The 20,925-nt window shown below is 40.5% G+C and carries 22 protein-coding genes; 10 read left to right on the forward strand and 12 right to left on the reverse strand.

Going from position 1 to position 20,925, the window contains the following annotated elements:
• Window positions 1-137 precede the first annotated feature (137 nt).
• Complete coding sequence (gene ald, locus IL355_RS03870) at window positions 138-1,238, forward strand: alanine dehydrogenase (RefSeq protein WP_192460862.1); 1,101 nt, start codon at window positions 138-140, stop codon at window positions 1,236-1,238.
• A gap of 129 nt (window positions 1,239-1,367) precedes the next feature.
• Entirely contained in the window at window positions 1,368-2,063 is a 696-nt protein-coding gene (locus IL355_RS03875; RefSeq protein WP_187456568.1) for a zinc metallopeptidase, read from the forward strand.
• Between the two features lie 84 nt (window positions 2,064-2,147).
• Here the strand turns inward: IL355_RS03875 and IL355_RS03880 are convergent, their stop codons facing one another.
• The 4 genes from IL355_RS03880 to IL355_RS03895 all read right to left on the reverse strand — a co-directional run bounded on the left by IL355_RS03880 (window position 2,148) and on the right by IL355_RS03895 (window position 5,089).
• Window positions 2,148-2,666: a ferritin gene (locus IL355_RS03880; protein WP_192460863.1), complete on the reverse strand. Its 519-nt coding sequence runs from the start codon at window positions 2,664-2,666 to the stop codon at window positions 2,148-2,150.
• A 119-nt stretch (window positions 2,667-2,785) separates the two neighbouring features.
• Window positions 2,786-3,097 carry a hypothetical protein gene (locus IL355_RS03885; protein WP_192460864.1) on the reverse strand — a complete coding sequence of 104 codons (312 nt, stop codon included), beginning with the start codon at window positions 3,095-3,097 and terminating at the stop codon, window positions 2,786-2,788.
• A gap of 83 nt (window positions 3,098-3,180) precedes the next feature.
• The gene (locus tag IL355_RS03890; protein WP_192460865.1) at window positions 3,181-3,651 is read right to left on the reverse strand and encodes an Lrp/AsnC ligand binding domain-containing protein; all 471 of its coding nucleotides are present in this window, start codon (window positions 3,649-3,651) and stop codon (window positions 3,181-3,183) included.
• Window positions 3,652-3,718: 67 nt separating this feature from the next.
• Window positions 3,719-5,089: a saccharopine dehydrogenase family protein gene (locus tag IL355_RS03895; protein WP_192460866.1), complete on the reverse strand. Its 1,371-nt coding sequence runs from the start codon at window positions 5,087-5,089 to the stop codon at window positions 3,719-3,721.
• A gap of 78 nt (window positions 5,090-5,167) precedes the next feature.
• On the opposite strand from IL355_RS03895, the gene IL355_RS03900 reads away from it, so the two are divergent.
• Together IL355_RS03900 and pckA are read left to right on the forward strand one after the other, a co-directional pair.
• Entirely contained in the window at window positions 5,168-5,554 is a 387-nt protein-coding gene (locus IL355_RS03900; protein ID WP_192460867.1) for a DUF423 domain-containing protein, read from the forward strand.
• Window positions 5,555-5,588: 34 nt separating this feature from the next.
• On the forward strand, window positions 5,589-7,205 hold the full coding sequence (gene pckA, locus IL355_RS03905; protein WP_192460868.1) for a phosphoenolpyruvate carboxykinase (ATP): 1,617 nt from the start codon (window positions 5,589-5,591) through the stop codon (window positions 7,203-7,205).
• A gap of 68 nt (window positions 7,206-7,273) precedes the next feature.
• On the opposite strand, the gene IL355_RS03910 is transcribed toward pckA, so the two are convergent.
• From IL355_RS03910 to IL355_RS03920, 3 genes are read right to left on the reverse strand one after another with little or no spacing between them, the layout of a single operon-like run.
• The gene (locus IL355_RS03910; protein WP_187456561.1) at window positions 7,274-8,020 is read right to left on the reverse strand and encodes a uroporphyrinogen-III synthase; all 747 of its coding nucleotides are present in this window, start codon (window positions 8,018-8,020) and stop codon (window positions 7,274-7,276) included.
• A gap of 10 nt (window positions 8,021-8,030) precedes the next feature.
• On the reverse strand, window positions 8,031-8,687 hold the full coding sequence (locus IL355_RS03915) for a DUF4271 domain-containing protein (RefSeq protein ID WP_192460869.1): 657 nt from the start codon (window positions 8,685-8,687) through the stop codon (window positions 8,031-8,033).
• Window positions 8,687-10,351 carry an ArnT family glycosyltransferase gene (locus IL355_RS03920; RefSeq protein WP_192460870.1) on the reverse strand — a complete coding sequence of 555 codons (1,665 nt, stop codon included), beginning with the start codon at window positions 10,349-10,351 and terminating at the stop codon, window positions 8,687-8,689. The genes IL355_RS03915 and IL355_RS03920 overlap by 1 nt, the downstream gene beginning before the upstream one ends.
• A gap of 160 nt (window positions 10,352-10,511) precedes the next feature.
• Between IL355_RS03920 and IL355_RS03925 the strand changes: the two genes are divergently transcribed.
• From IL355_RS03925 to IL355_RS03935, 3 genes are read left to right on the forward strand one after another with little or no spacing between them, the layout of a single operon-like run.
• Entirely contained in the window at window positions 10,512-11,240 is a 729-nt protein-coding gene (locus IL355_RS03925) for a polyprenol monophosphomannose synthase (RefSeq protein ID WP_192460871.1), read from the forward strand.
• Window position 11,241: 1 nt separating this feature from the next.
• Window positions 11,242-12,576 (forward strand): dihydroorotase, encoded by a 1,335-nt coding sequence (locus tag IL355_RS03930; RefSeq protein WP_192460872.1) that lies wholly within the window; start codon window positions 11,242-11,244, stop codon window positions 12,574-12,576.
• 13 nt (window positions 12,577-12,589) lie between these two features.
• Window positions 12,590-13,036, forward strand: coding sequence for a DUF4296 domain-containing protein (locus tag IL355_RS03935; protein ID WP_192460873.1), 447 nt, complete (start codon window positions 12,590-12,592; stop codon window positions 13,034-13,036).
• Here IL355_RS03935 and IL355_RS03940 read toward each other — a convergent pair.
• Complete coding sequence (locus tag IL355_RS03940; protein ID WP_192460874.1) at window positions 12,996-14,003, reverse strand: NAD-dependent epimerase/dehydratase family protein; 1,008 nt, start codon at window positions 14,001-14,003, stop codon at window positions 12,996-12,998. The genes IL355_RS03935 and IL355_RS03940 overlap by 41 nt on opposite strands.
• 177 nt (window positions 14,004-14,180) lie before the next feature.
• Here IL355_RS03940 and tyrS point away from each other — a divergent pair, with 177 nt between their 5' ends.
• Both tyrS and IL355_RS03950 read left to right on the forward strand, forming a co-directional pair.
• The gene (gene tyrS / locus IL355_RS03945; protein ID WP_192460875.1) at window positions 14,181-15,476 is read left to right on the forward strand and encodes a tyrosine--tRNA ligase; all 1,296 of its coding nucleotides are present in this window, start codon (window positions 14,181-14,183) and stop codon (window positions 15,474-15,476) included.
• 75 nt (window positions 15,477-15,551) lie between these two features.
• Window positions 15,552-16,082 carry a hypothetical protein gene (locus IL355_RS03950; protein ID WP_192460876.1) on the forward strand — a complete coding sequence of 177 codons (531 nt, stop codon included), beginning with the start codon at window positions 15,552-15,554 and terminating at the stop codon, window positions 16,080-16,082.
• Here the strand turns inward: IL355_RS03950 and IL355_RS03955 are convergent.
• Entirely contained in the window at window positions 16,079-17,056 is a 978-nt protein-coding gene (locus IL355_RS03955; protein ID WP_192460877.1) for a LuxE/PaaK family acyltransferase, read from the reverse strand. The genes IL355_RS03950 and IL355_RS03955 overlap by 4 nt on opposite strands.
• Before the next feature lie 205 nt (window positions 17,057-17,261).
• On the opposite strand from IL355_RS03955, the gene IL355_RS03960 reads away from it, so the two are divergent.
• Window positions 17,262-17,693, forward strand: a complete 432-nt coding sequence (locus IL355_RS03960) for an FKBP-type peptidyl-prolyl cis-trans isomerase (RefSeq protein WP_192460878.1) — start codon at window positions 17,262-17,264, stop codon at window positions 17,691-17,693.
• Between the two features lie 45 nt (window positions 17,694-17,738).
• Here the strand turns inward: IL355_RS03960 and IL355_RS03965 are convergent, their stop codons facing one another.
• The 3 genes from IL355_RS03965 to IL355_RS03975 all read right to left on the reverse strand — a co-directional run bounded on the left by IL355_RS03965 (window position 17,739) and on the right by IL355_RS03975 (window position 20,925).
• On the reverse strand, window positions 17,739-18,059 hold the full coding sequence (locus tag IL355_RS03965; RefSeq protein WP_192460879.1) for a T9SS type A sorting domain-containing protein: 321 nt from the start codon (window positions 18,057-18,059) through the stop codon (window positions 17,739-17,741).
• 170 nt (window positions 18,060-18,229) lie between these two features.
• Entirely contained in the window at window positions 18,230-18,538 is a 309-nt protein-coding gene (locus IL355_RS03970) for a T9SS type A sorting domain-containing protein (protein WP_192460880.1), read from the reverse strand.
• 146 nt (window positions 18,539-18,684) lie between these two features.
• Window positions 18,685-20,925, reverse strand: a complete 2,241-nt coding sequence (locus IL355_RS03975) for a hypothetical protein (protein WP_192460881.1) — start codon at window positions 20,923-20,925, stop codon at window positions 18,685-18,687.

Raw genomic sequence — 20,925 nt, forward strand, 5'->3', positions numbered from 1 at the left:
TAACACCCCTCCAATTTGAGGGGTGTTTTGTTATAAAAATGTTTTTTCTTGAACTCAAGTTATTGATTTGTAACGTTGTTCGGATTGAAAAAAAGATATTTGTAGGTAATGTATTTCAAACTCAAAATCTCAAACTCATGAAAATCGGTGTTCCAAAGGAAATCAAAAACAATGAAAGTCGGGTAGGTATGACTCCCGCCGGAGTGTATGAACTGGTTAAGAATGGCCATAGCGTACACGTACAATCTGGAGCTGGTGAGGGCAGTGGCTTTTTAGATCATGATTATAAAAAGGCCGGAGCGGTCATTTTGGACACGATTGGGCAAGTATACGGTATGAACGAGATGATCGTAAAGGTGAAGGAGCCCATTGAGGAGGAATATGAAATGGTCCAAAAGGGGCAATTGGTGTTTACCTATTTCCATTTTGCATCCAGTGAACCATTGACCAAGGCTATGATCAAAAGTGGGGCTACCTGCATCGCTTATGAAACGGTAGAAGACGAAGACGGAACGCTCCCTCTTTTAACGCCAATGTCTGAAGTAGCCGGCCGTATGGCCATTCAGCAAGGGGCAAAATATTTAGAGAAACCTGCCAAAGGACGTGGTGTACTTTTAGGGGGTGTTCCCGGGGTGGCTCCAGGCAAGGTTTTGGTGCTTGGTGCTGGGGTTGTGGGTATTCAAGCTGCTAAAATGGCAGCAGGTTTAGGGGCTCATGTTACCATTCTTGACATTAATATGAAACGCCTCAGGTATGTAAACGATGTGATGCCCCCGCATGTGGTTACCGAGTTTTCGAACGAGTTCAACATCAGAAAATATATCAAGACCCATGATTTGATTGTAGGCGGGGTATTGCTGAAAGGAGCTAAGGCGCCCAATCTGATAACCCGAGATATGCTAAAGGAAATGAGACCTGGTACGGTTATCGTTGATGTGGCGGTGGATCAAGGCGGATGTGTTGAAACTACCAGGCCTACCACCCATGAAGACCCTATTTATATAATCGATGACGTACTTCATTATACGGTGGCGAATATGCCCGGAGCTGTGCCATATACCTCTACCATGGCATTGACCAACGTAACGCTTCCCTATGTGTTGAAATTGGCCAATCTGGGCTGGGAAAAAGCGTGTGAAATGGATGCCTTGTTGAAAAAAGGCTTGAATATTACGGATGGTAAGGTTGTCTATAAGGAGATTATCGAGGCTTTTGATTGGGCCGAAGCCAAAGCATAGCACTGGTACATTTTGTCAGTAGAAATAACCTCGCTTCAAAATGGCGGGGTTTTTGCCGTTTATAGCAAAAGAATCTTGTGGTTGAAATGGGATTCTTACTATCTTTAAGACAATTAAATTAGAAGAATTATGATGGGATATTATATACTTATCGGTGCAATCGCCTTGGTGAGCTGGCTGGTAAGCAGTAAATTAAAAAGTAAGTTCAAGCATTATTCAAAAGTGCATTTGCGCAATGGAATGAGTGGTGCGGAAATTGCCGAAAAAATGTTGGCAGACCATGGTATTCGGGATGTGAAGGTGATTTCAACGGCCGGGATGCTAACGGATCACTATAATCCTAAAAACAAGACCGTAAACCTTAGTGAAGGGGTCTACAGTCAGCGAAATGCCGCAGCAGCGGCCGTAGCGGCACACGAATGCGGCCACGCGGTTCAACATGCACAAGCCTACGAATGGTTGACTATGAGGTCTAAATTGGTGCCCATTGTGAGCGTCACCTCAAGTATGTCAATGTGGGTGGTTTTTGGTGGTTTAATGTTGGGTGCCGCCGCTGGGGTTGGTCTCGGGTTTTGGATTGCTATTGCCGGTTTGGTGATGATGGGATTTGCAACACTTTTCAGTTTCGTGACCCTTCCTGTGGAATATGATGCCAGTAACCGTGCACTTGCCTGGTTGAAAAATCAAAATATTGTAACCCCTGAAGAATATAAAGGTTCGGAAGACGCCTTAAAATGGGCTGCTAGAACGTATTTAGTAGCTGCTATTGGTTCTTTGGCAACCTTGGTATATTGGGGAATGCAGGTGCTTGGCGGAAGGGACTAAGCACTGTAAGAGTGGCTATAAAAAATGCCCCGAACCATTGGTTCGGGGCATTTTCGTTTATAAGCCTTTTTTTGTTTGGATGATTTAATCTATCCAATCATTAATTTTGCCATCTATTATTTGAAGACCTACGCCTTCAATGCCGGTCAATTCGATCATATCGAGAATATCACGAATGGTGTTTTCTTCTTCCACTTGTTCCAATACGAACCAATCCAAGAACTTTTCGGTGGCCAAATCACCCAATTCACGGGCTTTCATCACTATGTTGTGAATAGATTTGGTAACGCTGATTTCGTGGTCAAGGGCATTCTCAAAAATATCAACGATGGAAGAATACTCGTGTGGGATTCCACTAATTTCCGGCGAAAGGGCATTTCCACCAGCATCGATGACGAATTGAAAGATTTTCATCATGTGCTCGCGTTCTTCTTCAGCTTGCTTGTAGAAGAATTTTGCGCCAGTAAAAAATCCGTTTTGATCGCACCAAGAGGCCATGGCCAAATAGGTGGCCGAGGCGTGTGCTTCTTTTTTTATCTGATTGTTGAGCAGGTCCATACACTCGACCTTAATACTCAAACTTTGTCTAGCTATATCTTTCATGGTATCTAACTTATCTTACTCAAAGATACCAAACAAACGGATACATGGCTAATTACCAAGACAGTTTATAACTAGTTTTAGATTGATTAAAAATAAAAAGAAGGCTGAAATGGACTGATTTACACCAATGCGGACAAAGAAACTTCGAACATGGAGAAGGCACCCACAAGTAATTCTTTTAGGTCGATAATTTCCAAAGTGTTCAGCACAAAGAGATGTTCTTTGTTACAGAGTGCCAAAATCTCAAAACCATGGGTGTTCAACTCTGCATCAAAATGATCTTCAATACGAATATTCGAGACTTTCTGACGTAGTGCCAACAATTGACAAAAAGATAATCGAACTACCTTCTGACCAAAGTCTATGTAAAAACATCTTTCCTTATCCGATTGGAAAAATGTGTAGTATTTAGATGAAAAAACCGCTTCCATTGGGGCAAATGTAAATCTTATTTAGATTTAATACAAATACTTTTTGAAGCGTTTTCGTTAAAATTCTGTATGTATGGGTAGGTCTATATAGTAATTTGTCGGTCAATTTGCTGGGCAAGGGAAATAAAGGTTTCCGTCCTTGATACGCCTTCTATTTGTTGAATTTCTTTATTGAGTACTTGCATCAGGTGTTCATTATCGCGGCATAATACCTTAATGAGAATGGACCAATTTCCCGTGGTGTAGTGGCATTCCAGTACTTCGGGGATTTTCTCCAATTGTTTTACCGCTACGGGATTGCTCATTGCCTTGTCTAAATAAATACCGATATAAGCCATGGTAGTATATCCCATCACTTTGGGGTTTATAACGAATTTTGATCCTGACAGCAAGCCCGAAGCTTCCAACTTTCGCAACCGTTGATGGATGGCAGCACCTGAAATACCTATGTTTCTAGCGATTTCAAGAATTGGTTTTCGAGCGTCTTCCATTAGATATCTTAGTATTTTTTTGTCAATACCGTCAATCTTTACGTTTTCATTATCAGATTTCATGATTAGGATGTCAATTTGATGTTCAAAGTAACGAAAAAAGTACACATCGAAAGTTGACTTTTGTCCGTTACACGAAGAAAGTCTCGGGATTATAGCCTAAATAGGTCACCTCAAACTCCTTGAATTTAATTCCATATTGCTCCAGTTCCGCTAAAATAGGCTCATACACTTCGCTCTGCAAAGGTATTTGCACCCCTGGCGACGTGATTTTTCTGTTTAAAATGGCCAAAGTGGCCATGGCAACTGGCAGGCCTACCGTCTTGGCCATGGCGGTATGGGTTCTGTTCTCCCCAGTTACAACCATGTTGGAGTCTATTTGATGTTTTTCGCCATTCAGTTCATAACCAAATTTGTGGTACATGACTATCATATCCTTATCGTCATCGTCAAGGCTCCAACTATCCTCTAAAATATATTGGAGCATCTGTGCCGGACTGGCTTTGGTGAGCGGTATTTTTTTCTCAGCATTAAAAAGGTCAAGCTCCAGAAGTTTTTCCCACATAATGTCATCTTGGTCAATTTTTAAATAGTGCCGTAGTTTTAATTCTACCGAATCTGTTGGTGAATAGGGCAAGAACAGGTTTGTAAAGTCACGGTAAGACATTCCCTGTGAATTTTCAACCTCATAGCCATCATCGGTCATGCCTAATTGTACGAACAAATTCCAGGCTTTTGAGAAACCTACGCGTCTTAGGGTGCCCCTATAAAGCGTCAAAGCATCCTGCAATCCGTATGCTTCGCGATATTTGAGTGAATCACGGTTGGCATATCCCTCAAAACGACCATAGTCCTCAATATCGAAAAATTCGGTACGTCTAAACAGCCTATGGTAGGGAATATACTTGTAAGTGTCTTCTTGAATGAATTTGGCCGCTCCGCCCTGTCCGGCAAGAACAACATTTCTAGGGTTCCAAGTAAATTTGTAGTTCCAGAGGTTGGTATCGCTTTCGGGGGCGACCAATCCACCTGTGAACGACTCAAAAAGTAACATCTTTCCGCCTTGATTGCGAATACGGTCAATTACTTGCATGGCACTCATATGGTCGATGCCAGGGTCGAGCCCTATCTCATTCATAAATATGAGTCTCTTATCCTTTACTTCTTGCGATAGTTTTTTCAGTTCAGGGCTTACGTACGAAGCAGTAATCAAGTGTTTGTTGAATTGAAGACAATCTTTTGCGACCACCAAATGCAAATGGGCCGGAAGCATTGAGACCACAATGGTACTTTTTTGAACCTGCTCTTTTCTCATGGCATCATTAAAAATATCAAGCTTAACCACTTTGCACAAGGGATGGTTCTTTATCTGATCGGGAATGTAATCGGGTTTTAGGTCGCCAATGGTGATTTCTAATTGTTCCGTGGCGGATTTTTCTAAAAAATAATCAAGCAAGTAAGAGGTAGATTTACCAGCCCCTAGAACCAAGATTTTGCGCATAGGCCTTTATTTTTGTGGAAGATTGTATAACTAAATGCAATAATCGTTATAAATATAAAAAATAATATCTTTGATGTTATGAACAAAACAATTTGTCTCTCAGGAATTTTGTTCGGAATGCTCTCCGTAATTATTGGTGCCTTCGGTGCCCATGGTCTAGAAAAAGTGTTAAATGCAGAAGCTTTGCAAACTTTCGAAACAGGAGTTAAATACCAAATGTACCATGCCTTGCTGCTTATTTTGGTGTCGGTAATTCCTAAAATTAGTGCAAAAGCGAAAAAGGCCATTTTTTGGCTTTTACTGATCGGAATTATTTTCTTCTCATTCTCCATCTATTTTTTGGCGACCAATGATTTAACTGCTTTTGATTTTAAAACTATTGGTTTCGTTACGCCTATAGGTGGCTCTTTATTGATTGCCGCCTGGGGTGTGTTTGGTTACCATGTATATAAAAGCTTCGACTAGAGGAAACTTTTAAACTATAGATAAACTCAACTACATGAACAACTTAAAACAGCGTAAGCAGCGAATTTCATTGAAGTCGTTTGGCATTAAACACCATGATTTCCATTATCAGCTCACCGCCGATGAATTGCATGAAATTACTTTGGAAAAAGGTATGGGTCAAGAGGCCTCTTCCGGGGCACTTGCCATTAAAACCGGTGAATTTACCGGGCGGTCGCCAAAAGACCGCTTTATAGTAAAAGACAATATTACCGAAGGCCAAGTGTGGTGGGGCGATATCAATATTCCTTTTTCCCCAGAAAAGTTTGATGCCCTTTATGAGAAGGTCATTGAATATCTCAATCAAAAAGAACTGTTCGTTCGAGATTGCTATGCCTGTGCCGATCATAATTACCGTATGGACATTAGGGTAATCAACGAATACCCATGGTCAAATATGTTTGCATACAATATGTTTATAAGGCCCAACGAAGAAGAACTAAAGAATTTTGACCCAGAGTGGACGGTTATTAATGCACCCGGGTTTATGGCCGATGCCGAGGTAGATGGCACCCGTCAGCATAATTTTGCCATTCTTAACTTCACCAAGAAAATTGCTTTGATCGGTGGTACGGGTTATACGGGTGAAATCAAAAAAGGAATCTTTTCTGCGCTCAATTTCATTTTACCGGTGGAAAAAAATACCCTTCCCATGCACTGTTCTGCCAATGTGGGTAAAAAGGGAGATACCGCTATCTTTTTTGGACTATCGGGAACGGGAAAGACCACCCTTTCTACCGATGCTTCCCGAAAATTGATTGGTGATGACGAGCACGGTTGGAACAATGAAAATGCCGTTTTTAACTTCGAAGGAGGCTGTTACGCCAAGGTCATTAATCTATCTCAAGAAAACGAACCTGAGATTTATGGCGCCATTAAGAAAGGGGCTATTTTGGAGAATGTGATGATGGATGCGGAAGGCGTAGTCGATTTTGTTGATACGTCCATCACACAAAATACGAGGGTAAGTTATCCCATTTACCATATTGATAATGTACAGCGACCTTCCATTGGTAAAAACCCAAAAAACATTTTTTTCTTGACTGCGGATGCCTTTGGGGTGCTGCCTCCCATTTCAAAATTGACCCCAAGCCAGGCAGCCTATCATTTTATTTCTGGATATACGGCGAAAGTGGCTGGCACTGAAGCAGGGGTTAAAGAGCCCATACCTTCGTTTTCTGCCTGTTTTGGAGCACCTTTCATGCCTTTACATCCTGCAAAATATGCCGAAATGCTCAGCAGAAAGATGCAGGAAGCGAAAGTGAATGTCTGGTTGGTCAATACAGGGTGGACAGGCGGACCGTATGGAGTGGGTACACGAATGAAATTAAAATATACCCGTGCCATGGTCAATGCTGTTTTAAATGGCGATTTAGGACTGTACAATTACGACGATTACCATATACATTCCGTTTTTGGCGTGGCCCAACCTAGGGAGTGCCCTGGGGTGCCTACCAGTGTTTTGAGTCCTCGAGCCACTTGGAACGATGACGAGGCCTATTACACCACGGCTTTTAAGTTGACCAACGCCTTTAGGGAAAACTTTAAAAAGTTTGAGGCCTATGCCAGTGAAGAAATTAGACGTGGCGGCCCACAACGGTACGCTTTTTAAGGAAGCCTTAGAAATGAAAAAAGCCTGTCAGTCGACAGGCTTTTATGTTATTTCTCACAGTTATAACCTTATTTCTTGTTCACTGTGGTGATGTACTTCTGAAGTGCCATGGTCATTGAAGGCGTTTCTGGTGTTGGCGCCTTGATGTCAATTCTTAGGCCTGCATCAGTAGCCGCCGAAACCGTTGAATTACCAAAAACCGCAATTCGGGTATCGTTTTGTTCAAAATCAGGGAAGTTCTTTAAAAGAGACTCAATCCCAGAAGGACTAAAGAAAACTAAAATATCGTAATAAACATTCCTTAGGTCAGACAGGTCGCTTATGACCGTCTTGTAGAAAATACCACGTTTCCACTCTACGCCAACTTCGTCCAATGTTGCAGGAATTATATCCTTTAAAACATCTGAGGAAGGAAGCAAAAATTTCTCGTTCTTGTACTTTTTGAACAAGGGCACCAAATCCGGGAAGTTTCTTTGCCCTACATAAATCTTACGTTTACGGTAAACTACGTATTTCTGTAGGTAATAGGCAACAGCTTCGGACTGGCAAAAATATTTCATGGAGTCCGGCACTTTAAAGCGCATCTCCTCTGCTAATCTAAAGAAGTGGTCTACCGCATTTCTACTCGTAAGGATGATGGCGGTAAAATTCTTTAAATCAATCTTTTGTTGACGGACGTCTTTTGCATCAACCCCCTCAACATGGATAAAAGGCCTAAAATCGACTTTGACTTTTTCCTTGTCAATCAGCCTTGAATAAGGCGAGTTTTCCATTTTCGGTTCCGGTTGTGAGACCAAAATCGTCTTTACTTTCATATAAGTCAAATTATAGTTTTAGATAACTACCAATTATAATGAACGGGGAAATTTCAAGTGCGCAAAGGTACAAAATAAAATAGAAAAAATAGTTGGTGATAAATTTTTGATGATTCCTCAGCACTGTGGCCCAACCGATTATATTAATTAGAAGAATAATTAAAATTGACGCATATACGACAACGATTGAGTTTTTTACTACATATACCATTAGCAAATTCGCAATGAACATGACGAGCCCGCTGTAGTTTAAATATGACAATTTTTTAAAAATTAACTCTCCAATGGTACGGCTGGAACCAAAAATGAATCCATTACTCAATTGCAACGCCATTTTAATTAATAAGAATCCAACAATACATCCTAGGATAATAGGGAACATAAAAGGATATTCATCATTGGGTTGGGCAATAAGTACCTGTCTTGCCAGATATACGAAAAGGGCAAAATTCAAGGTTTGGAAGATGCTGAAAAATATATGGAACCAACTAACCAGCTTTTCCTTTTTATTGTACATAAAGATGTACTTATTGTTAAACGGGAGGATTATGAAATTCATGAACCTCGCATAGAACAATCTTTTGGCCAGTACAAGAAACACTAGGCTACATATTAGTACCAGAGTCATCCAATCTGCTGTGCCGGCTGTTCTTAAAATAGGTTCCATTATTCAAATTTTGTATTGGTGCCGTTGATACCATAAAGCAAATCGTTTTCAGAAATGCCTATTCTAAAATACGTTGCATTGTCCATGTTTGGTTTAGGAAACTTGAATTTAAATGCTACGGTATCTTTGGAAATCAATTGCTTGGTTTGTGATTCTGCGGGAATTGCCTTTAGGGCAAAACGGTCCACTACATCCTTTGTGGGATTTAAATAGGCAATATTGAATTTTATTTTATCCAAACTTATGTTTTCATCATATGGATTGTACACTCTAAACGTTTGTTCTTTTTCAGTATTCAAGGAAATAGGTTCTTCCACTAGGGTCTTTAATTTTCTATAGGACTCAAAATTATCTATAAACTGCCCATAATACATTTTTCCGTCTCCCTTGGGCAGTTCCATATCGGCACCAGTGGCACGCTTAGAAACATATAAAACTTTTTGATGCTGTAGGGTACTCTCAGAGTTGTCAATGGAATATTGATTACGCCTGTACATAAAATTATTCAGTGAAAATGTGGGAACCCCACTATAGAAAGCGTACATGGGGGCATTTCTATAGGAATTTTCAAAGACTACGGGCATATCCCCAATTTTTTCCTGTATGCCTGAAATCCATTCCTTATTCCCATGTGTTTCATAATAAATTGGGGAAATGGGTTCGTAAATTAGCCCCACTCTTAGATACAGTATGAGAACGCCATTAATGATTCCTGTAATGTAAATCCACTTTCGAATCTTAGCGTTGGCGATTATTTGCTTAAAGGTTAAAATAGCCAATGGAACGGTAATTACAATTATCCACTGCGTTTGTATCCTCCTGTTAAAGCTAGAAACAAAGAAGAACAGAATGATACCGTAGGTTAAAAAAAGTAACGCCTTGGTCAAGCGGTCCGTAGATTTCGTTTTGAATAGGGATTGGTAGACCCATGGAAAGGTCAGGCCAAAAACGGCTATAAGATTTACAAAAAAGCCTAAGGTATATTTAGTGAAATTGTAAGGGTCATTTGGCCTATCGAACAAGTGGTATTTGATGGTGACAAAATCATTCTCAAACAACCATATAAAATGGGGTGTATAGCAAAACAACGCCACCAAAACGCCCAGCCAGGCATATTTGTTGGTAACCAATTTTATATTGGAAAATAGTACAAAGAAAATAACCAGGGCCGCATGGTATTTACTATACATTAACCCGGCCATTGTGATACCTAAAAACAGACCCCAGAGCCAATTGTTCTGTTCAAGAAAACGTTTATATGTATAAAGGAAAAATGCCGTAAAAAAAAGTAAGGGCGTATCCGGTAAAGTAAAGAATCCATAGGCATTTAATAATGCCATAGAAAATAACAAGACGAAAAAATGGGGAACATAGTCCCTTTTTTTAGGGTGGTCTATAGACATCCAGATAATGGCGAACATTCCAGTAGAAAGAAGACAACTTACAAACCTCACTCCTAATTCTCCCTCAAAAAGGAATCCGCTCAATTTTACCATGAGGGCTACCAACGGGGGATGGTCAAAATAGCCCCAGCTAAGGTTTTGGGCGTAGTGCCAATAATAGGCCTCATCAAAAATCAATGGAGTTAATGCCGATTGAATTACATTAAGAATAAAAATGAGTCCTAGTAATATTAAAAAAAGACGTGGAAATTTGGAGTTCATTATCGTTCCGATAACCGTTTTTTTGGGTGGTGTTCGCTTATATAACGGCCAAAATTACAAATTATGATGCTGCAATGAAGGCTAAAAATTTCACAATTAGAAGGTAGATTCACCGCAACAGCCTTTAAAATGCTATTTTTGCCCAGTTATCAACCACTGCATGACGGATTGCCTAGTAATTATACCAACTTATAACGAAATTGAGAATATTGAAGCCATCATTAGGGCCGTATTCTCATTGAATAAGGAATTTCATGTTCTTATAGTGGATGACAACTCTCCAGATGGAACTTCCAAAAAGGTGCTGGAAATGCAAAATGAATTTGCTAATTCCCTTTTTTTAGAAGTAAGGACTGAGAAATCGGGGTTGGGAACGGCATATATCCACGGTTTTAAATGGGCTATAGAAAGGAGGTATGACTACATTTTTGAAATGGATGCCGATTTCTCCCACAATCCGGAAGATTTGCCTCGGCTTTATCGGGCTTGCCTTAACGGTGCGGATGTTTCCGTGGGTTCCCGATATAAAAAAGGGGTAAATGTTGTAGATTGGCCATTATACCGTGTTTTGTTATCCTATGGCGCTTCTTTTTATGTGAAAATGATAACGGGGATGCGCGTTCATGATCCAACTGCCGGTTTTGTATGTTATAAAAGACACGTGCTCGAAAATATTAATCTAGACTCGGTTCGGTTTGTTGGATATGCCTTCCAGATAGAAATGAAATTTAGGGCCTATCTAAAGAATTATCATATCGAGGAAATCTCTATTATTTTTAGGGATCGGGTAAAAGGAAAGTCAAAAATGAATTCGGCTATCATCAATGAAGCGGTAGTGGGAGTTTTTATGATGAAAATGCGAAGCCTTTTTCAAAAAAGTAAATTTTAGGATGAAAAGAACACTAATAAAGAACGCCCACATAGTTAATGAGAATACTATTGTTGCAGGTGATGTACTCATAGAAGGTGATAGGATTGAACGAATAGATAGGGACATCAGTAGTGAAAATGCCCAAGTGATAGATGTAAACGGAAATCATTTGTTTCCTGGGATTATAGATGATCAAGTGCATTTTAGGGAACCAGGCCTAACCCACAAAGGTGATATAGCCTCTGAAAGTAGGGCCGCAGTTGCTGGGGGAATCACCTCTTATATGGAACAGCCCAATACCAATCCACAGACAGTCACTCTAGAAAAACTCGAAGAGAAATTTGCCATGGCTACCAATAGGAGTCATGCCAATTATTCCTTTCTATTTGGCGGTACCAATGATAATTTGGAAGAAATAAAGCGCTTGGACAAAAAGGCTTGTTCCGGGGTGAAGTTGTTTTTAGGGTCTTCTACAGGTAATATGTTAGTGGATGATGAAGAGGTTATCGAGAAGATTTTTAGTAGTACCGAAATGGTAATTTCGGCCCATTGTGAAGATGAGGGTACCATTAGGTCCAATTTAGCCTTATATAAAGAAAAATATGGTGATGATATTCCCGTCAAATATCATCCTTTGATAAGAAGCGAAGAGGCTTGTTATCTTTCATCAAGTAAGGCAATTGAACTTGCCCAAAAAACGGGTGCCCGTTTACATGTCTTTCATTTATCTACCGGAAAAGAAACTTCTTTGTTCAGAAATGATATTCCCCTAAAGGATAAAAAAATTACGGCAGAGGTTTGTATTCATCATTTATGGTTTTCAGATGAGGATTATAATACGAAAGGGACACTGATCAAATGGAATCCCGCAGTAAAAACGGCGGAGGATAGGGCCCAGTTATGGGAGGCGTTGTTAGATGATAGGTTAGATGTTATAGCAACCGATCATGCGCCACACCAATGGCAAGAAAAGGATAATGTCTACACCAAAGCACCGTCTGGAGGTCCATTAGTGCAGCATGCCCTGCCGGCCATGTTGGATAAGCATAAGCAAGGATTTATTTCCTTGGAGAAAATTGTGGAAAAAATGTGCCACAACCCAGCTATCCTTTTTGATTTGGATAAGCGAGGATACATTAGGGAAGGATATTATGCAGATGTAGCCATCGCCGATCTGAAAAGCAGTTGGATGGTGGATAAAAATAATATAGCCTATAAATGCGGATGGTCTCCTTTTGAAGATCATACCTTTGGTTCTCAAATTACACATACTTTTGTGAACGGGCATTTGGCATACGAGAATGGGCGTTTTTCTGAAGAAGCGCAAGGAAGGCGATTAGCTTTTGACCGATAAATTCAATATTTCAATGGCTTACTGGAAAAAGATAGCATTTCTTGTTTTGATTCTTTCCGCAGTCTCCTGTAATGAAAAATTATTGGAGAAGCCGGAAAACCTTATTGATAGAGGTAAAATGGTCGTGATTTTAAAAGATGTGGCTGTTTTAAACGCGGCAAAGACTACGAATATAAGCGTATTGAGGGAAAATAATGTAGATATTATGAACTATCTCTACCGTAAGCATGATATAGACAGTTTACAATTTGTGGAAAGCGATAAGTATTATGCCTCCCTTCCCGAAGAGTACAAATCAATTTATCAAGAGGTAGAATCCAGTTTGGAAAAAGACCAAAATGCTTTTAAAGATGCCAAGGAGGTTAGGGACAGTCTTAGAAGAATAGAATTGGAGGAAAGGCAGGCACGCGTGCAAAGAACTAAGGATTCTCTTCAAGAAATTTCCGGGAGCAAAAAGTGATGGTAGGTTCTAAGGGCTCAAATTTGAATTGAAGCATGTTTCTAGCCTTCTCGTTCGAGTAAATTTCCCTGTTCTTAAGTGATTTTACAGAGTTCTTGGTAATCCTTCTTCCCGTTTTAAAGAAAAGGTTTCGGAACCAATCAAACCAACGGCCTAATTCAAGCTGCCATTGTTTAAGTTCCTTTGTTGGAGGCTTAAGTCCCATAGCCGTAGTAATTTTAGTAAGAATTTGTTGGTAGCTCAGGTTTTCGGCTACAGCAATAAAACGCTCGTTTTTTATATCAGATTCCATAAGTGTAACCATCATGTTTACCACATCGCTAACTGTTATAAAACCCGTTCCTCCAGGAGGATAAAATGAATATTCTTTCTTTGCTACCCTAAAAAGGGAACCGCTTCCTGAGTTCCAAAAACCAGGGCCAATAATTACTCCCGGATTGACCATTACAACATTCAACCCCTCTTGGGAACCTCGCCAAACCTCCATTTCTGCAGCGTGTTTGGTAAGTGCATAAACATTGGCGTCCTGTGATGACCAAGGGTTCTCCTCATCCGCTTGACTTCCGTTAAGACTGTTACCTATTGCTCCAATGGTACTCACATAGCATAGCTTTTTGATTTTATTCGCTATGCACATGTTGACGATGTTCGCCGTCCCTTCGGTGTTTATCTTTTGTAGTTTTTGATAATCCCCGGGGTCAAAAGAAATAAAGGCAGCAGCATGATATACCCATTCCACCCCTATAAAGGCAGTTTCAAGCGGAGTAATATCATTGATATCGGCTTCGATCCATTCTATTTTATGAAATAGGTTTAAGGATGTTTCGCCATCATATCCAAAGATTTTTTTAACCCCTTGTAAATCGCTAGTTCTTCTGTGAAGGGCCCTCACTTTTCGCCCTTGCTTTAAAAGCTGCAGTAAAAGATGGGCTCCCACTAAACCTGTTCCTCCGGTCACTAAAATCATACGTCAAATGTACTCATAACCCTTGAATTTATTATCTGACTTTCCATTGGAAAAAACATTATGACAGAAGCACATCTTTAAATAGTAATAATTGGGGAGCGCTATAAAAAGTGGTCTTTTGTAGCTGCTTTGCTTGTGCCTAGCTATATTTGCAAAAAATCTTTGAATTCGCTTATCATGGCTACCAATTTTGTTGAAGAATTAAAATGGAGAGGGATGTTGCACGATGCAATGCCCGGTACGGAAGAACACCTAATGAACGGTCTGCAATCTGCTTACGTGGGTATTGATCCTACCGCAGATTCCTTGCATATTGGGCATTTGGTAGGGGTGATGATGCTAAGACATTTTCAACTGGCCGGGCACAAACCATATGCCTTGATCGGTGGTGCTACCGGTATGATTGGGGATCCTTCCGGAAAATCTGCAGAGCGGAATTTACTGGATGAACCAACACTTAGACACAATCAAGAAGCCATTAAAGAGCAGTTGAGTAGGTTTTTGGATTTTGACAGTGCATCTGACAACGGTGCGGTCTTGGTGAATAATTATGACTGGATGAAGGATTTTTCCTTTCTTGGTTTTATCCGAGATGTAGGGAAACATATTACGGTCAACTACATGATGGCCAAGGACTCCGTAAAGAAACGCTTGTCTACCGAGGCTAAGGAAGGAATGTCTTTTACAGAGTTTACCTATCAATTGGTTCAAGGTTATGATTTTCTTCATCTATACAGAGAGTATAACTGCACTCTACAAATGGGCGGGAGCGATCAATGGGGAAATATTACCACAGGTACAGAACTCTTGCGTAGAATAGGAAATGGAAAAGGCTATGCTTTGACCTGTCCTTTAATAACCAAAGCAGACGGAACCAAATTTGGTAAGACCGAAGGTGGGAACATTTGGTTGGATTCAGAAAGGACCTCTCCCTATCGTTTTTATCAATATTGGTTGAACACTTCTGACGAGGACGCTGAAAAATATATTAAGATATTCACCTTTTTGTCCAAGCAGGAAATAGAAGGGCTGGTGGAAGAACACAAACAGGCGCCGCATCTGCGTGCGCTTCAAAAACGTTTGGCAGAAGAAATAACGGTTATGGTCCACTCTAAAGAGGATTTGGAAAATGCGCAAAAGGCCAGTAACATTCTTTTTGGTAAATCTACCTCGGATGACCTTAGAAAATTGAACGAACAGACCTTTTTAGATGTTTTTGATGGAGTTCCGCAAGCGGAAGTTTCCCGTACGGAAATTGAAAGTGGTTTGGATATGATCGGGGCTTTGGCCGATAAGACCGGATTCTTAGGCTCCAATAGTGAAGCCCGTCGCGAGTTAAAACAAAATTCCATTTCCGTAAATAAGGAAAAGGTAAAACCCGATTATCAAATTACGGAGGCCGATTTGATCAATAATAAATACGTGCTCTTACAAAGAGGTAAGAAAAACTACTTTGTGTTGGTAGTATCCTAAATAAATAGCGCCACTTTATTCAATAAAACAAGATTGGTTGCGTTAGATTTTAATAGTCTTTAAAATCTGATTGCAATGAAGAATTTTGTGTACGCCCTGGTGGCCATTTTTGCCCTTGTGAGCTGCGATAAGCTAGATGAACTTACCAAATTTGATATTGAGTATAAAAGCAATGTAACTATCCCATCAACGGTGGGTATAGATGTTCCTTTTGATGTTTCTACTCCGGATGTGGAGACCAATTCCGAGTCAAAATTTGAAGTTAATGACACCCGAAAAGATTTAATTGAGGAAATTAGGCTTAAGGAACTAGTTCTGACAATAACCTCTCCTGATGAAGCGGATTTTAGTTTCCTAGAGTCCATTGTTATTTATATTTCTGCGGAAGGATTGGATGAAATCAAAATAGCCGAGGAAGTTGAAGTGGATTCCAATACCGGTAATTCTTTGGATGTGGATGTGGTAGATGTAGACCTAAAGGAGTATATAAAAAAGGACGAGTTCAAACTGCATTTGGAAACTGTTACCGATGAGGTTATTAGCAGGGACCATGAAATTGAAGTGAATTCTACCTTTTTTGTAGACGCAAAAATATTGGGGCTTTAGAGCACCATTAGATTACACCCGCGAACATCTGAATGATCGAACCTTCCTAGGATTTCAAAGCTACCGTCCGCATGCAATTTGCCTAAATCTTGGGTGGCAATAAAGGAACAGGAATATTGATTGGCCAAGTCAATGATATTGATACCTCCGCTCTTTCCGTTTTTTTGGAGGCTTAAAGGGTCTTCTGTATCCCTAATTAAGACTTTCATCCAGGGCGGAGTTTTAAAAATTCCGTTTCCTTTGGAGTACGCTTGGGATAAAAGCTCCGTCATGCCGTATTCTGAATGGATGTTTTTTAAACCAAGACCATTTTGTAAAATTTTGTGAAGCTCTTCCCTAATTAGTTCTTTACGCCGGCCTTTCATGCCTCCTGTTTCCATTACTATGGTATTGTTTAGCTGTAAGGAGTTTTTTTCGGCAAGGTCCAAAAGTGCAAATGAAACACCGATCAATAAAGTTTTTTGACCTTGTTTTTCCAGTTCTACAAGGGTCTTTTCAAGTTTGTTCAAATCATTTAGGTAAAAGCCACTTTTTGGATGGTTACTATCTTTTATGAGATAATCCGCCATATATATAAGCGATGAACCTTGGCGTTCCAAATAGGAGGGTAGCAAGGCTAAAATACAATAGTCCTTGATGTTTCCGTAAAAAAGTTCAAATGCTTTTGTAAAACTGTCCGTATATAATTTAGGGTCTAGGACGTAATGCTTACTTGTTATACTCCCGGTTGTTCCACTGCTGGTAAAAAGGGTTTCAGGAATTTCTTTGGTCGTTAAAATGTGTTTGGATTTAAAGAATGAAATGGGTAAGAAAGGTATGTCTTCAACTTCCAAAACATTATTTGGGCTCTTGCCCAAATGACTACAAAATTCATGGTACACCACATTATTTGCATACTGATATCGGAAAGTTTCTAAGGTGTGTTCCTTAAATTCCTGTGAGGTGGAAATGGAAAATAGCGAGTGTGAATCCATAAATTATACTTGTCGCAAAAATACTGCAAACCATACTACCATACGAACCTTGTTGAGTTGTTAAAAAATTTAACAGTTGACCAGTTGGACAGTTAAAGTATTCTAATTAAGGTAAGATAGTTTACTATATGTTTTGAAGCGATTTTTAGACCTGTACCTTTACCAAAATGCCCTATTGGGTTATAAGTAAACAAAATAGACACAGATGATTCAGGTTAAAAACAATGACACGGTAAAAGTACATTACACAGGAAAACTGGAAGATGGTAAGGTTTTCGATAGCTCTTTGGAAAGAGGGGAACCTTTGCAATTTACTTTAGGTCAGGGACAAATCATCCCGGGATTTGAAAAAGGGTTGATCGATATGAAGGTGAACGAGAAAAAAACCGTTAGCATACCCAAAGAAGAAGCTTATGGTGAACCTAACGATCAATTGATTCAGGAGGTGCCTAAGAATCAATTACCGGAAAATATAGACCCACAGGTTGGAATGGCCTTGGTTTCGGAAGGGCCTAACGGTCAAAAAATCAATTTGGTTGTCAAAGACGTGAAGGATAGCAGTATTGTGGTAGATGGTAACCACCCTCTGGCAGGTCAGGATTTAGTTTTTGATTTAGAGCTTGTGGAAATTCTATAATCCACACAATTTTAAGATATGAAAGGCCCGTTTTTGCGGGTCTTTTTATTTTACAATGAGTTTCCGGTTTACCGTTCCTTCGTCCAATTCTATCTGCAGGACATAAATTCCCGGCTTTAGGGAAGCTATATAAAGCGTGTTGTTCCTTATTTTTTCCCTTAACACCGGCTTGCCAAAAACATCGTATGCCGTGAAACCTTTAGGTTGGTTCGCCGATGAAACTATTTTTACCGATTCTCCATATGCGGGATTGGGATATAGTTTCACTTCTGTAGTGGCTTCTTGTGGACCAATGGAAGTAAAGGATTCTTGCGCACAAATGGGTGCTGCCATAGTCACAAAGGCAATAATGAGTAGCAAGCGCATGGTAATTGATTTGGGATCAATACGTTAAAAGTAGTTCAGAGAATTTAATTGGGCATAAAATTGTTGTGAATGCACAAAAATTGTAGGTTAGCATTCACGGCGAGTGCATTTCATCGAGAAAAAAGGAAAACTCAAAGTGGCTGTTCCAACGGTATAGGACAAAAAAGGTATTACTTAACAATTAGCTTTCTAGTGGCCACGTTGTTAAGTTCAAAAACTCGGAGCACGTAAACTCCGGCATCCAGGTCCCTTAAAAATAATTCTTTACCTGTAATTTTCGTCTCAAGAACTTTAGTGCCCAAAACATCATAGATAGCTATTTGTTTGGGCGCATTTTTTGTAGTGCTTATAAAGACCTTGCCATCTGTTACCGGGTTAGGGTAGAGTTTTAACCCATCAATTTCTCCATTGCCCTGGCGAACTTGGCCATAGCTAAAAGAGATAAACAGCATTGTTACAATCAAGTAAAGGTGCTTCATATGGTAGGTTAAACAAAAAATGTACCACAAATATAATAAATCTTTATATCCAACGTTGCCGCGATTGTATAAACGGTAGGGTTTTACGGGTAGAAAGCAAAAAACCCCGCATTTGCGAGGTTTTTCGTTAGCTCATTTACTAAAATTTAGTTGAAACCAATGGCCCATCCTGAGGCCCACTCTGGCTCCCCACCTTTATTGCCAGCACCTGTAGCATCGCCTTCAGTATAGAAGTCGGTATTGGCACCTGCGTAGTTAGTGGCTTCGAAACCAGTTGCAGGACTAGCAAATTCGATAGTTGTAATTGCCAAGTTGTCTGCATCTATTCTAGCATTGGCTTCTACATCAGTATCCTTAACATTGATGCCTAAATCAATACCTTCAGTATAGAAATTTTCAACAGTGAAACTACCGCCTCCTTCTTTAAAGAAAAGAGCTCCTTCAGATACTGGGCCTACTACTGTAATGTTAGTCAAAGTAGTAGTAGTAACAGGCGTGGCGTCTCCGTCATCACCGTTGTTAGAACCTTCAATGCCTGCTTTGGCACCATCTTTAATGTACCAGTTAGTTCCGTTACCTGTCCAACCATCTGCAAAGTCTATAGAATCATCTCCACTTCCAATAGAAACAAGATTTACACCGTCAACAGACCCGCCAAAGAACTCGATACCGTCATCACCGCCCATATAAGACTGAACGTTTTCGAAAGTAGTACCAGAACCCACACCGAAAAGGGAAACACCGTTGAACTCTTTATCGTTAGAGAAAGTAGCACCGGTATATTCAACTCTTAGGTAAGTAATGCTACCGGAATTGTCCTCAGCATTTGCACCACCGTATGTAAGATCTCCTACCTCTGTAGTAACATCAACTCCTTTGTTGGTTGGGGCATCACCGGCGATAACCAAACCGCCCCAGTCACCTGGAGCAGGGTTTTCTACACCTGAAGTCATTACAACAGGTGCAGCGGCAGTACCATTGATATTGATGGTAGCTCCTCTTTCAACGCCAATAAAAGCAGCTGTGCCACCCGTAGCCTTGATCATGGTTCCGGCAGGAATGGTCAAAGAGCCACCTTCTTTTACCACAAATCCACTAGTTAAGATGTATTCGATATTAGCATCTAATTCAACATCTCCGGTTGCTTCACCTGCTAGGTTTTGCTGAGATGAAGGGGCACTATTGCTAAGTCCGGTAGTCCATCCGGCGGCCCAATCAGGAGCAGCGGCACCATTACCGGCACCAGTGGCCACACCTTCGGTATAGAAATCCAAGTTTGTTCCTGCATAGTTAGTGGCAGCAAACTCAGAAGGAGTATCAGCAAACTGAATGTTGGAAATCATCAAGTCGTCAGCATCAATTCTAGCGTTGGCCTCAACATCAGTATCTTTAACATTGATACCTAAATCAGCACCGCTTACATAAAAGTTGTCAATAGTAAAACTACCACCGCCTTCTTTAAAGAAAAGGGCGCCTTCGGCAACCGGGCCAACTACTGTAATGTTAGTCAAAGTAGTAGTGGTTACAGGAGTAGCGTCTCCGTCATCACCGTTATTTGAACCTTCAATACCAGCTTTGGCACCATCTGCAATGTACCAGTTAGTACCGTTACCTGTCCAACCATCCGCGAAGTCTATGGAATCGTCACCACTTCCAATAGAAACCAAGTTGATACCGTCAACAGATCCGCCAAAGAACTCGATACCGTCATCACCGCCCATGTAAGATTGAACGTTTTCAAATTTAGTTCCTGAACCAACACCGAAAAGGGAAACACCGTTGAACTCTTTATCGTTAGAGAAAGTAGCACCGGTATATTCAACTCTTAGGTAAGTAATGCTACCAGAGTTGTCGGCAGCATTCGCACCTCCATAGGTAAGGTCACCTACCTCTGTAGTTACATCAGTACCCTTGTTGGTTGGTGCATCACCAGCAATAACTAAACCACCCCAATCACCTTGGGCAGGATTGGCAGCACCTGAAGTCATTACTACAGGAGCAGAAGCTGTACCATTGATATTGATGGTTGCTCCTCTTTCAACACCAATAAAAGCGGCAGTACCTCCGGCAGCTTTGATAGTGGTTCCGGCAGGAATGGTCAATGTTGAACCAGATTTTACAACATAAGCACCGGTCAAATTATAAGCTATGGAAGCATCCAATTCAGTATTCTCAGTAACTTCTCCTTCTAGGTCTTCAGTTTCTGCTGGCTCTTCACTACATGGAGTACATGAACCACCACAGTCGATACCGGTTTCGTCACCGTTCATTATACCATCACTGCAGGTAGGGTCGTTACTAGGTCCGTTGTCGTCATCGCTACAGGACACCACAAGTGTCAAAGCGGCCAGACCGAGCATTATGGAGAAAATCTTTTTTTTCATCAT

Source organism: Euzebyella saccharophila, from assembly GCF_014855495.1.
In the GTDB taxonomy this organism is placed as follows: Bacteria; Bacteroidota; Bacteroidia; order Flavobacteriales; family Flavobacteriaceae; genus Euzebyella; species Euzebyella saccharophila.